Here is a 13030-nt window from a genome sequence, read left to right on the forward strand (position 1 = left end):
CAGTTTTTTTGTTGGGAAAATCGCAGAAAAGGTTTCTTTTTTTTAGGGCCACAAGAGACTAAGCACAGACAACGTTAAAGTCAGTAGGCGTGCTCTGTTCCTAGTGAATCGACTTTCGGCAAAGCAAGCGAATGCCTAAACGCATTCGCTTGCTTACGATTTCTATGAAAACAAAAACAACAGCAGCAATCCCAGGGCAATCCGGTACAGCGCGAACGGGACAAGCTTGATTTTGTTAATCAGCTTTAAAAAGAACCGGACTACAACAAGTGAAACGAGAAAGGCGCTAATAAAGCCGGTTGCGTAAAAGGGCAGCAAGCTTATCTCAAGGGCGTCCCAGTTTTTGATCAGTGACAACGCACTAGCGCCAACCATAATCGGGATCGCCATAATAAAGGTGAAGTTTGCTGCTGCTCGGTGTGTTAAGCCAAGCATGACGCCGCCTGATATCGTTGAGCCAGAACGGGAAAAGCCTGGCCAAAGGGCAAGGCATTGGAATAGCCCAATCGCCAGTGCTTGTTTGTAAGAAATATCGTCTACTTGCTGTTTCTTTTTATTGTTCCGTTTGTTTATAAAATCGGCGGCAATCATTAGAAAAGCACCGGCAATTAAAGCAAATGCGACAGTGCGGACATGGAAAATCGACTCCATTTTGTCCTCAAATAATAAACCAAGCACTGCAGCTGGCAACAAGCCGACGATCACTTTGCCTAACGTTAAACCACGTCCTTCGCTGGCGGTGGTTGCTTGTTTTTTAAAGCCCGCCAGTTGCAATAGGCGTTCCTTGAATAAAAGCGCGACCGCCAAGATCGATCCTAGCTGGATCACAATTTTAAACACATAGGCATTTTGTGACCCGACCAACTCGCTTGATTTAAGCCATAAGTCATCAACAATGATCATATGTCCTGTGGATGACACAGGCGCATATTCCGTCAATCCTTCGACTAGGCCAAGGATAGCGGCAACAACCCATTCCCAAACGTCCATCGCAAGTCTCCATTCTATCGATTCTTTTCAAGCTAAATCATACACGTTTTATAAGAAGAAGGCGTGTTTATTCTTGTCGATTTCTGATGGGAGATTGTCAAATTGCTTCATCTTTTAAACGTTGTTAACTAGCGTATGAATGGCGCTGTTCGTCTTTCGGTTCAGGCACTTTTGCTAGCAAAGCAAAGCCGATTAAAAACAATACGATCAGGCTAAAGACACCTGCATTGGTGTTGCCTGTCAATTGCGTCGTGAGCCCGAGCAAGAGTGGGCCCATCACGGCGGCGAATTTGCCGAATACGTTATAAAAGCCAAAAAACTCATTTGCTTTCTGTTTAGGAACGAGTTTTGCAAAATAGGAACGGCTTAATGCTTGAATGCCTCCTTGTGAAGTGGCAACTAGCATCGCCAAAATCCAAAAATCAAGCGTGGTCCGTAAGAAAAACGCATACACGCAAACAACGATATAGACGCAAATGCCGGCATAAAGCATTTTCTTGCCTGTAAAACGCTGTGACAGCCTGCCGTAAAGGATTGAACAGGGCGCGGCTACGATTTGCGTGGCAAATAAGACAATTAATAAATCGGTTGCGCTAATTCCGACATCACTGCCGTAAGCAGTAGACATGCGAATAATCGTGCCTACGCCGTCAATGTAAAAGAAATAGGCTAACAAAAATAAAAACAACGGTTTGTATTGGCGCACTTCGGCGAATGTTTGGCCAAGCTGTTTAAAACTATTGGCAATCGGTTTTGCTTCCCGTTTTTTATAATAACGTTGCGTCACATGCTTAAGCATCGGAATCGTGAAAGCAGCCCACCACAAGGCGGTAATTAAGAAAGCGATTTTGCTTGCGGCATAAAAAGAGAGTGGAATGATTTCCAACTGTGCCAATACAATCAAAGCAATGCTGACGAGAAAGGGGATGCAGCTGCCGATATAGCCGAGCCCATAGCCCCGCGCAGAGATATCATGCATTCGTTTTTCTTCGGTTACATCGACTAAAAAAGCGTCGTAGAATACATTGGCGCCAGCAAAGCCAACTGCCGTCACTGTATAAAGGATAAGGAGAATAAGCCAGTTATCGCCAGGCACAAACGCAAGCAAAGCGGTAGAACCAGCGCCTAGTGAAAAAAAGAATACAAAAAAGCGTTTTTTCAAGCCTTGGTAGTCAGCAATCGTCCCTAAAATCGGACTTAGCATCGCCAAAATGAATGTGGCAATCGCAATCGTGTAGCCAAGATACGCCGTTGACGTAGCGTCACTCAGGCCTGAGTCAGTTGCAACCGCTTTAAAAAAGAGTGGAAACACTGCTGTCGTAACGATAATCGAATAGGCCGAGTTCGCCCAATCATAAAGCATCCAGCTTTTTTCTTGTTTACTAAACCGTATTGTTTTCATTGATTATCCTCCAGGCATAGTTGTTTATCGTTAAGCTGTGGCTGCATAGAAAAGAATATGTTTTTCGTACATGCTATAAGTATATACAGTGATTGTAAAGACATGTTTGACTTCTATTAAAATGTTTGCCTAAGCAGATAGGCTGTAGCGTTTGCAAAATAGGCCAAACACAGTTGGGCATGATAAACTGTAAGGACAACGATGACAAAAGGGGGCGGCGATTTTTGCTGACTGATGTGCTTGCACAAAAAATTATAGCCGAAGCGTCGCAATTGATAAAAGAAGATCTCATCATTGTCAATAGAGACGGCTACATTATTGCCAGCACCGACCCGAACCGAGTCGGCACTTTTCATGAAGGCGCCTGCCTATGCATGGCCGAACGGCGTAAACGTCTTATTACAGCCAAAGACGCAAACCATTTAAAAGGAGTCAAGCCAGGGCTTAATTTGCCAATTGTTGTGTTTCAGCAAGTAGCAGGCGTGATTGGCATAACTGGAGAACCTGAGCAAATGGAGCCGTACGGCGAATTGTTGCGGCGGATGACAGAATTGCTCATTCAGGAAGCACATATGATGGAACAAATGCAATGGCAAACTCGTGCTCTGCAAGGGTTTGTGCAAGAGTGGCTTGAAGCAGGGGCGCTGACTGAGCCTTTAAAACGGCAAGCAGCGGCCCATTCCCTTGATGTGCAAACCGAAAAACAAATTGTCCTGATTGAGACAGGGTTGGATGAAACGATCCACTGGCGCGGTTTGGCGCAGTGGCGTGAACAGAGAAAAGGAATGATTGCCATCCCGTGGGAAAGAAATAAGGTTCTGCTTGTATGCTCGCCGCAGACAGAAACTGCGCTTAAAGCGACTGTCCATACATTGGTGGAAACGCTCGACATTGGCGGGAGCTGGTGGGGAGGCGCCGGCAGGGCGTTGCCGCCTGATGAGATTAAGAAGAGTTACGCGGAAGCGCAAGCGGCCTTAGCGGCAGCAAGAAAAACAAACCGTTTCGTGTTTGAACATGAGTTGAAGTTGGAACTGTGTGTAGAGGCAATTCCTGCTGATACAAAAGCACGCTTTGTTGAACGGGTTTTAAAAAAAGTCGGCGATGAACAAGAGCTTTTAGGGACATTGGCTGCTTTTTTAGAGAACGACCAATCGTTGAAACGGACAGCAGAAGCCCTTCATGTTCATATCAACACACTCCATTACCGTTTTCACAAGCTTAAACAGCATACAGGTTTAGATGTACGAAAGAGCGAGGATTTTGTTCTGTTTTATTTGGCCCATTTGTTTTTGGAGGATTCTACAAAGAAAGCCGATTCGAACGGCGATAATTTTGCATGAGCTCCTATAGAAAAGCGATTTCCGATTTTGTAAGCTTAAGAGATTAAGAACAAAAGAGGAAGAGGGATGAGAGCATGCTGTCTCAAGCAATAACAGAAGAATTGGAGAAGATTGTCGGCAATGGCAATGTGCAAACGTCTCAGGCGAGCCGCCTTGTCTATTCCTATGATGCCACCCCGAATTTTCAAGCCCTTCCTGACGCCGTAGTCGCGCCGCGCTCGACCGAGGAAGTTGCTGAGGTGGTCAAAGTGTGCAACCGGGAAAAGATCCCGATTGTGCCAAGGGGGTCAGGTACGAATTTATGCGCAGGGACTGTGCCGACAGAAGGCGGCATTGTTCTGCTGTTCAAACATATGAACAAAATCATTGAAATTGATGAGGATAATTTAACAGTAACCGTACAACCAGGTGTCATTACATTAGATATGATTGAGGCTGTTGAAAAAAAGCAGCTTTTCTACCCGCCTGACCCAAGTTCGATGAAAATTTCTACAATTGGCGGCAACATTAATGAAAACTCTGGTGGTTTGCGTGGGTTAAAATACGGCGTGACCCGCGATTATGTGCTGGCGCTTGAAGCGGTGTTGCCAAATGGTGATATTATCCGGACCGGCGGGAAATTGGCGAAGGACGTTGCCGGCTACGACTTAACGCGCTTGCTTGTTGGAGCGGAAGGAACGCTTGGCGTTATTACAGAAGCGACATTAAAACTTGTGCCGATGCCGGAGACGAAACAGACGATGCTTGCTTTGTTTTCTGATATGGAAGCAGCAGCACGGTCCGTTTCTTCCATTATTGCCAACCGCATTATTCCCGTTACGCTTGAGTTTCTGGACCAGCCAACATTAAAAGCGGTGGAAGATTTTGCGAAAATCGGGCTCCCGACTGATGCTGAAGCCGTATTGCTCATTGAACAAGATGGAGCAAAAGAAGTGGTCGAACGGGACATTCAGCATATAGCTGAGATTTGTTTGAATGAAGGAGCGCTTTCGGCTGAAGTCGCATCGTCAAAAGAAGAAGCGCTCGAACTGACGGCAGCCCGCCGTGCAGCATTGTCTGCGCTGGCAAGGCTCCGGCCGACAACGATTTTAGAGGACGCAACGGTGCCCCGCTCAGAAGTGGCGAATATGGTCCGGGCAATTAACGAGATTGCCAAAGAATACAATGTGACGATTTGCACGTTTGGGCATGCTGGAGATGGCAACTTGCACCCGACGTGCTTAACGGATGTCCGCGATGAAGAGGAGATGCACCGAGTCGAGGAAGCATTTGCTGCTATTTTTGCAAAGGCGATCGAACTTGGCGGCACGATTACAGGCGAGCATGGCGTCGGCATGATGAAAGCCCCTTATTTGGAATGGAAGCTAGGAGAGGAAGGGATTGCGTTAATGCGCGCGATCAAACAAGCGATTGATCCAAACCATATTATGAACCCGGCAAAACTGTTTGCGAAGGAAACAAGAAAACGGGTGGTGGTGAGCCAATGAGCCAAGTGGAAATGACGGCACGGGAGCAGGCGATTCAAGCTGATTTTGCAAAACGGATGGACGAAACGGAGCTCCTTAACTGCATGCAATGCGGGTTTTGTTTGCCACACTGCCCAACTTATTTGGAGACAGGTTATCAAGAAGCACATTCGCCTCGGGGCCGCATTGCCCTGATGAAAGCGGTCCATGACGGTTTGATCGCCCCAGATGAGGAAGTCAAACGCTCCTTAGACTTATGCCTGGGCTGTCGCGCTTGCGAACCTGTTTGTCCTGCAGGCGTAAACTATGGCCATATGCTTGAAGAAGCCCGTGACATTTTTGAAGACCATTCGATTCACTCTGCTGGTGTCAAAACGGTGCGCAAAACTGTGTTTGAAGGGTTGTTTCCCCACCAAAACCGAATGGAAAAAGCGATGAGCCTTGTTGGCTTTTACCAGCGTAGCGGACTGCAACACATTACCCGGAAAATAGGGTTTATGAAGTTGTTTCCAGAGAGCATGCAGGCAATGGAAAGGGCGATGCCAAACGTCCTTCCTCAAAAAGAGCGGAAGGCACACAAACGTGTATATGAAGCAGAGCAAGCGCCTGTTGCTACAGTTGCTTTTTTCAAAGGCTGTTTAATGGATACGATGTTTTATGAAACCAACAAAAACACGATTATGTTATTGCAAAAGGCTGGTTGCCGTATTGTCGTCCCAGATAGCCAAGGATGCTGCGGCGCCCTCCATGGCCATAGCGGCGAGAAGGCAAAGGCGCAAGAAATGGCGCGCAAAAACATTGATGCCTTTGAGGATAGCGGCGCCGATTTCATTATTTCAAATGCCGGCGGTTGTGGCGCTTTTCTCCAAGACTATAGTCATTTGCTTAGCAAAGACCGTGATTATGCTGAGCGTGCCGCTGATTTTACAGCCAAGATGAAAGACATCTCGCAAATTTTAGTAGAAGTCGGCTTTCATGAGCGCGTGCCGCTGAAATTGGCCTCCCAGCGGATCACTTACCAAGACTCGTGCCATTTACGCAATGTCATGAAAACAGCCTCTGCTCCCCGGCAGTTGCTCCAGGCAATTGAAGGGGTCGAATTGATCGAAATGGAAAAAGCCGATAGTTGTTGCGGGTCAGCAGGTATTTACAACATCATTGAGTCGGAAATGTCGATGCAAATTCTTGACCGGAAAATGGAACATACAAAAGCGACGGAAGCAACGACAGTTGTCACAGCGAACCCTGGCTGCCTTTTGCAAATGAAGCTTGGCATTGAACGCGAAGGCTTACAACAAAAAATGGAGGCTGTCCATATCGTCGATTTACTTGCAGAAGCGGTTCAATAACCTCGCTCAGACTGATAGAAAACGCTTGTCAGACGAGGAGTGAAGGCGAGGGAAGATGCGAATAGAACGGGGGTTCATGAGCATATGACCGAGACAAACGACGAAGTATGCGAGCGTTTGTCTACAGTCTGAAGCCTTGCTAGGATGTCCTAGCAAGGCTTGTTTGCGTTTACGGCGATGATTAAGGGAATGAAACCGTTGACGGTGAAAGCTCGCTCCATTAAAATGAATAAATGTTACTATCCTTATTAATAATCTTGGTTTTATAGGTTAAAAGGAGGATCGCAATGCAAGTGAAAATTAGCCATGTGGAAAAGACATTTGCCAAAGGCAAAAACGATACACTCCACGTTTTAAATGATATTGACATGACGATTAACGAAGGCGACTTCGTTTCGCTTCTCGGCCCTTCAGGCTGCGGAAAATCGACGATTCTCAACTTAATTGCTGGGCTTGACTCGCCGACGAGCGGCGACGTGTTCGTCAATGGGAAGCAAGTAAACAAACCTGGCAACGACCGTGTTGTTGTTTTCCAAGAAGCAGGTTTGTTTCCATGGATGAATGTGCTTGAAAATGTTGCGTATGGACTAAAATTAAAAGGCTTTTCCAATCAAGAAAGTGCAGAAAAGGCACGTGAAGGTTTGAAAATGGTGCATCTTGGCAACTTTTCCACTGCTTATCCCCATGAGCTATCTGGAGGAATGAAGCAACGTGTCGCGATTGCACGGGCGCTTGTGATGGATCCTGATATTTTGCTCATGGATGAACCTTTTGCCGCTCTTGATGAGCAAACGAGAATGGTCCTCCATAAAGAACTGTTGGAAATATGGGCAGAGACAGGCAAAACGATTTTATTCATTACTCATAATATCCGCGAAGCGGTCATGCTTTCCAATCGAATTGTGTTAATGGGAACAAGACCTGGGCGAATAAAAAAAGAGTTTACCGTTCAAGCGGCGTTGCCTCGTGACCCAGCAGATAGTTACCTAGTGGATTTGGAAAGAAGGATCATGAAAGAACTTGAAGACGAGATGGAAAAAGTGTTGAAGGAGGAGTTTGGAGATGGTTACAGCTATAAGACGGACCGTATTCGTCGCGGCGATCATAGCTATATGGGAGATCATATCTAAAAGCGGCTTCTTTCCAACCTTCCTTTTTCCTCCGTTGATTTTGCCGAATGATCCAGGCGGCGTTACCGTAGTTGGAACGCTTATCAATGGCATTGCGGACGGACGCATGTTAACAGCAACGGGCCTCACGCTCGGACGGCTGTTGATCGGTTTTGCAATAGCGATTTCTCTTGGCCTTTTGTTCGGTTATTTGATTGCCCGCTACAAATGGGTAGACGACACACTCGGCTTTTTGGTGACGGCGTTGCAGTCGATTCCAAGCATTGTTTGGTTTCCGCTAGCGATTGTTTGGTTTGGCTTAGGCAATGCATCGATTTTGTTTATTGTTACAATCGGAGCTACTTGGACAATGACAGTAAGCGCCAGCACCGGCTTTAAAAACGTGCCCAGCTTGTATTTGAATGTAGCACGGACGCTTGGCTCATCAGGGGCTCATCTCGTACGGACTGTTGTGTTGCCCGCTTCTGTCCCGCACTTGATTTCCGGTTTGCGGATGGCCTGGGCTTTCGCTTGGCGGGCAATTATGGCTGGTGAGCTGCTAGGTGGTTCAGGCGGGTTAGGGTATTTGCTTAATATGGGGCGCTCGCTCCAGCAAATGGATCTCGTCTTGTCGGTCATGATCATCATCGGTATCATTGGCACGTTAATGGATAATCTCGTGTTTTTACGCGCTGAACGATCTGTTCAGAAAAAGTGGGGCTTGAAGCCAAGTCTATAAACCAAGTACCTGATAAAGAAGGGGAGAGTCGAATGAAAGGAATCATAAAAGCAGGCGCGTTTGCCTGCGTGGCAGCGCTTGCCTTAGCAGGATGCGGCCAAGGCGCAACAGAAGGGGAAGTTCGGATTGGTTATTTTCCGAATCTCACCCACATTGCTACCATTATTGCGTTGGAAAATGGCTATTTTGATGAAGAATTTGGCGAGGAGACGACGATTCAAACGATGACTGTTCCAGACGGCAGCGCTTTTATGGAGGCAATGTCGACAAATGAGATTGACATCGGCACAGTCGGGCCAGGGCCAGCAATGAATACGTATACGTCCAATCCCGCCCATTCGATTATTGCTGGTGCAGTCAATGGCGGAGCTGTGTTAATGGTCCGTGAAGATGCTGGTGTGGAGACAGTCGCTGATTTAGCTGGGGAACGGGTAGCAGTGCCGACACTTGGTTCGACGCAGGATGTCATGCTCCGTAAAGCATTAGCGGATGCAGGGGTTGATGCCGAGGAGGTAGAACTCATTCCACAAGCGCCGGCGGATACGTCGACGTTGTTTAACCAAGGGGACGTGGCAGCGGCAGCGACCCAGGAACCGTGGGGCAGCTATTTGGAGGAACAAACAGGGGCTCGCTTTTTGTTGGACGCTGATGCGTTTGCGTGGGGAGAGGAATCTACCAACACGGTTGTTGTAGCGACGCATGATTTTCTCGATGTCAATGAGGAGTTAGCACGGGCCTATTTGCGCGCGCACAAAAAAGCGGTTGAGTTTGTCCAAGAGCAACCTCAAGAAGCAGCCGGCATTTTTGTCAGCCATATCAAGGAAGAAACGGGGAACGAGCTGAACATAGCAGAAATAGAGCAATCAATGGAGCGGTTGTTCCCAACCGTTGACGTTAATGAACAAGTTTTGCAAGAGATGGCCGAAATTGCCCATGAGGCAGGCAATATGAGTTCAACTGATATTGACGGATTGGTTGATTTAAGCTATCTAGAAAAGTAAAAACAATTGCTGGAAAGGAAAGTTTTCTAATTTGAGGTAGCCAAGCGAAACGGACTGAATCGTAAAATCTATTTTTTTTAGGATTCAGTCCGTTTTGAAACAGCGACCATAATAGAGCGAGAGAGCACTTGACGCCTGCATTTAGCCACGTATTTTCCATACATGGTTTGTCCAACTGCAAGCATTTGCTCGTTTCTTCCATTGTTGATTCAAACGTGTAAATGACAATATTTATTTTATGTTACTAGAAGAGCAGTGACGTACTGATCTCATTAGAAGCTATCTTTTTCAATACAATTGTCTCATGCTTAGGGGGGATCGATCACAAGGCCATTTAATCCGTCAGTGTCTTGCTCATGATGAAATCGACTTGTTCGTCATCTCCCATGTAAAATGAGTGTGCTCCTGTTTGCACAAACCCCATTTTCTTATAAAAAGAAAGAGCATTGTGATTCTTTTCCCATACGCCGAGCCAGATGTTCTTCTTCTTCCGTTCGATTGCCATTTCGATCGCTTGATTTAACAAATATTTACCAAGTCCAAGCTTTTGGTATTTGGTCTTTATATAGATCCTTTGGATTTCAAGTGATTCAGCCCCCATGTCTTCAGACTGGGCATCATTCATATTAACCTTTAAATATCCCGCAACGTCATTGTTAAAGTAAATAAAAAAGAAATGCGAGGAACGGTTGGCTAACTCTTTTTCTAACTGTTTTTCGTTAAATGCTTTTTTCAAATAGGCATTCATATTTTCGGGTGTATTATGATCCTTAAATGTTTCATTGTATGTTTCATAACTAATGTCTTGAAGTAATTGCAAATCAGCTAATGTGCACTTTTTAATCGTGATAGTCAATTTATTTGTCCACCCTTTACAAATCAATAATGTCTCTTGTTGCCCTTTTTTACAAACTCCCAATCCTTTTCTACATTTTTTCTGACTCTTTGCAGTAGATGAAAAATGGTTTCTGCTTCACTTTCAGAAAATCCTGTTAAGGCAACGGTATTGGAATAATCATTTTCTTTTCTTATAAAAGGATAAACACGCTCCCCTTTCTGTGTAGGAAAGAGTTTTTTTATTTTTTTGTTATGTGCATCCTCCTTCTTTTCAATAAAACCGTTCTTTTCCAGTTTCTTTATCGCGCGAGCTGCGGTTGTACGATCTACTTTTATCATCTCGGCTAGTTTTTCTTGAATGATGCCTGGGTGTTCACAGATTCTCACAAGGTATAAATACTGTCCTTTTGTAAGGTCAAATTCTTTAAACTCGATATTGCTGATAGAATCTAATGCCCTTGCTATCATTCCAATCTCACGGAGAATTTCCTTCATTATTAAAACTCCTTATATATTATTTTGTTGTAAATGCAACAAAAATGATGTATTCATTTTACTCGAATTTTATTGTATTTGCAATAAAAAATGATTATAAAGTCGTCATCGATAGCAAAGCTTCCGAGCCACACATAGGCTTTAAGTTAAGTGAATCTCTAAAAACAAAATGAACATCATTAGACAGTTTCCCGATATTTTTCACGCCATTGCCTCGTGATTTTAAGCTATAATGGAGCAACGACATTAGATCGGTTTGCATAGAGAGAAAGGCACGTACAGCAAACGGGAAAGGAGAGGCCATGTCGCGTTTTGTTAAAATTGCTGTTGTTGTTTTGCTGCTAGCCGCAGCTATTGGCATTATTGCGTATTCAAGCTCCACACCATACGCCAACCAAGACATGAGGGGCATCCTTAGCAGGCTGCCGCTATCGTGGCTGGAACAGACATTTATCGGCCAGATTTCTTTTGTCTATGGCGGAAGGCCAGTTGGCATTGCTTATACAGGCGTAGAAGCGTTTGTTGAATTTTTCTTGCGCAAAGGGGCCCATTTTGTTTCTTTCTTTGTGATTGGCGCTTTGGCTTGCCGGTTGTTTGCGTACATCTTCCGCCTGCGCTTTGCAAGTTTTTTCGCCCTTATATTCGTTATTGGTTATGCTTCCTTCGATGAGTACAGGCAATCGCTTGTACCAGATCGCACGCCATTAGTGGAAGATGTTTTATTGGATACAGTAGGTGGAATAACAGGCATTCTCCTTGTTGTTGTATGGGTGTCTGTTCGAAAAATGAGGCAAAGCCGAACGCTTCCTCCAGTAAGCCAGGAGCCGCGGACGAGAATGGAACGCAGGCAACGGCAACGCGCTTAGCAAAGACGCAGAAAGAAGCGGCAGCCCAGCGATATCGCAGGCTGCCGCTTTGTTGTTATTGTGCGTTGGATTTGCTGATTTGTTCTGTACGCTGCCGTGTAAAGATGTTCATGTGACAGCATGATTGCTGTCTTTTAATCAATGGTTGTTTTTCAGGTTTTGCACAAGTGCAGCCGTTTTTTTGTGCTTTTCAAAGTGGAGCGCTTTTTCAAAAGCACGGTATGCTTTTTTCTCGCCATGAAACCGGAACATCGCGTATTGATGGAGTTCAAATGTCTTTTCTATTTCAAATAGGTTGATTGCTTCTTTAAGGTTGTCTGCCCGCTGGTGAAGGAAATACATTTTAAATTTTTGGATAGCATAGGGCTTTAAATAGTAAGGTGGAATATCGGTTTCGGAAACAAGCTGTTGAAATGTTTCTCTGGAAGCTGCTTTTGCCGAATCTAACCGTTGCTTTGCGTGTTCTAGTTTCTGCTTATACAAGCGGCTGTGTTTAATGAGTCGGTTGATACCATACATTCCTGCAAAGTAAAAGAAAAGAGGCGTTAAAATGAATAGGGCTAAAAACAACAACGCCTTGTATAAAAAGAAAGGCAAAGAAAGGAGTTGGAATACAGCGATCAGCCTATTGCCAAATAACGTGTGAAAGGAAAAAAGGAATAGAATGATTGCACAAGCAAACCATGTGTTCAGATAGCGTGGGAGAAAAAAGTGACGCAGCGGCCCGCTTGTCAGTTGCTGAAACTGTTCCAGGCATTGCCTCTCTTCTCCTTGTGCTTGTTCGTTTTGTTCAACGAGCACTTCCAGAGACTGAATATGGGCAAGCCATTGCTTTTGGTTCATACTATCCCGCCTTTCCTTGTTCTTGTCCAGTTGTTTTATTTTTATGATGTCCGTTTGGCAACAATGACTGTTTTCGCAAGAAGTTCTTGTTCCTCGGTATTTTCGAGTGAAGGCTGCATATAGATGATTCGAGACGAAAGGAGAGGAAAAGATGGAAAAAACGGTTACGGTCGGACTCGAACATGGGCTCCATGCGAACGCGGCTTCGGCATTTGTCCATGAAGCAGGGCAGTACAAAGCGGATGTCTACCTTAAGAAAGGATCTTCAACGATTAACGCAAAAAGCATTCTTGGCTTAATGAGCATCGTTGTTCAAAAAGGAGATGACGTGTTGTTGACAGCAGAAGGTGCAGATGAGGAAGCCGCGATTGAACGATTAAGCACATTTTTGGAAGGAAAATAACGAAAAAACCGGTGCCACGTGCATCGGTTTTTTTATTTAACAAACGATTACCATCCTTGTAGTAAGCAAAGGTCTAACCGACTTTGTGGTAGCCACTTTGCCATAGCTGGAGAAAAGGGCATCATTGTCCTTTTTGTGAAAAAAGATTTGACAACGCTTTCTCAAGAGACTACAATAACCAATAAGTTCA

The 13030-nt window shown here is 45.1% G+C and carries 13 protein-coding genes; 8 read left to right on the forward strand and 5 right to left on the reverse strand.

Going from position 1 to position 13030, the window contains the following annotated elements; translation table 11 throughout:
- Positions 1-162 precede the first annotated feature (162 nt).
- Complete coding sequence (locus tag BC8716_RS11560) at positions 163-990, reverse strand: undecaprenyl-diphosphate phosphatase (protein WP_094425828.1); 828 nt, start codon at positions 988-990, stop codon at positions 163-165.
- A gap of 124 nt (positions 991-1114) precedes the next feature.
- Complete coding sequence (locus BC8716_RS11565) at positions 1115-2392, reverse strand: MFS transporter (protein WP_094425830.1); 1278 nt, start codon at positions 2390-2392, stop codon at positions 1115-1117.
- Positions 2393-2616: 224 nt separating this feature from the next.
- Here BC8716_RS11565 and BC8716_RS11570 point away from each other — a divergent pair, with 224 nt between their 5' ends.
- The 6 genes from BC8716_RS11570 (at position 2617) to BC8716_RS11595 (ending at position 9396) form a co-directional block, all read left to right on the forward strand.
- Positions 2617-3732, forward strand: coding sequence for a CdaR family transcriptional regulator (locus BC8716_RS11570; RefSeq protein ID WP_169715943.1), 1116 nt, complete (start codon positions 2617-2619; stop codon positions 3730-3732).
- Positions 3733-3806: 74 nt separating this feature from the next.
- Positions 3807-5219, forward strand: a complete 1413-nt coding sequence (gene glcD / locus BC8716_RS11575; protein ID WP_094425834.1) for a glycolate oxidase subunit GlcD — start codon at positions 3807-3809, stop codon at positions 5217-5219.
- Positions 5216-6547 carry a (Fe-S)-binding protein gene (locus BC8716_RS11580; RefSeq protein ID WP_251180259.1) on the forward strand — a complete coding sequence of 444 codons (1332 nt, stop codon included), beginning with the start codon at positions 5216-5218 and terminating at the stop codon, positions 6545-6547. The genes glcD and BC8716_RS11580 overlap by 4 nt, the downstream gene beginning before the upstream one ends.
- A gap of 287 nt (positions 6548-6834) precedes the next feature.
- On the forward strand, positions 6835-7677 hold the full coding sequence (locus BC8716_RS11585) for an ABC transporter ATP-binding protein (RefSeq protein WP_094425836.1): 843 nt from the start codon (positions 6835-6837) through the stop codon (positions 7675-7677).
- A complete protein-coding gene (locus tag BC8716_RS11590) occupies positions 7610-8395 on the forward strand; it encodes an ABC transporter permease (RefSeq protein ID WP_094425838.1) in 786 nt (261 codons plus the stop codon). The genes BC8716_RS11585 and BC8716_RS11590 overlap by 68 nt, the downstream gene beginning before the upstream one ends.
- Before the next feature lie 32 nt (positions 8396-8427).
- Positions 8428-9396 (forward strand): ABC transporter substrate-binding protein, encoded by a 969-nt coding sequence (locus BC8716_RS11595; protein ID WP_094425840.1) that lies wholly within the window; start codon positions 8428-8430, stop codon positions 9394-9396.
- 334 nt (positions 9397-9730) lie between these two features.
- On the opposite strand, the gene paiA is transcribed toward BC8716_RS11595, so the two are convergent.
- Both paiA and BC8716_RS11605 read right to left on the reverse strand, forming a co-directional pair.
- The gene (paiA, locus tag BC8716_RS11600; protein ID WP_094429243.1) at positions 9731-10252 is read right to left on the reverse strand and encodes a spermidine/spermine N(1)-acetyltransferase; all 522 of its coding nucleotides are present in this window, start codon (positions 10250-10252) and stop codon (positions 9731-9733) included.
- Positions 10253-10275: 23 nt separating this feature from the next.
- Positions 10276-10728, reverse strand: a complete 453-nt coding sequence (locus BC8716_RS11605) for a MarR family winged helix-turn-helix transcriptional regulator (protein ID WP_094425842.1) — start codon at positions 10726-10728, stop codon at positions 10276-10278.
- Between the two features lie 302 nt (positions 10729-11030).
- Here BC8716_RS11605 and BC8716_RS11610 point away from each other — a divergent pair, with 302 nt between their 5' ends.
- Entirely contained in the window at positions 11031-11594 is a 564-nt protein-coding gene (locus tag BC8716_RS11610; protein WP_094425844.1) for a VanZ family protein, read from the forward strand.
- 138 nt (positions 11595-11732) lie between these two features.
- Here BC8716_RS11610 and BC8716_RS11615 read toward each other — a convergent pair whose 3' ends face one another.
- Complete coding sequence (locus BC8716_RS11615; protein WP_094425846.1) at positions 11733-12437, reverse strand: hypothetical protein; 705 nt, start codon at positions 12435-12437, stop codon at positions 11733-11735.
- Between the two features lie 151 nt (positions 12438-12588).
- On the opposite strand from BC8716_RS11615, the gene BC8716_RS11620 reads away from it, so the two are divergent.
- Complete coding sequence (locus tag BC8716_RS11620) at positions 12589-12840, forward strand: HPr family phosphocarrier protein (RefSeq protein ID WP_062746078.1); 252 nt, start codon at positions 12589-12591, stop codon at positions 12838-12840.
- The last annotated feature ends 190 nt before the right edge of the window (positions 12841-13030 follow it).

This window comes from Shouchella clausii, from assembly GCF_002250115.1.
Lineage (GTDB): Bacteria > Bacillota > Bacilli > Bacillales > Bacillaceae_D > Shouchella > Shouchella clausii.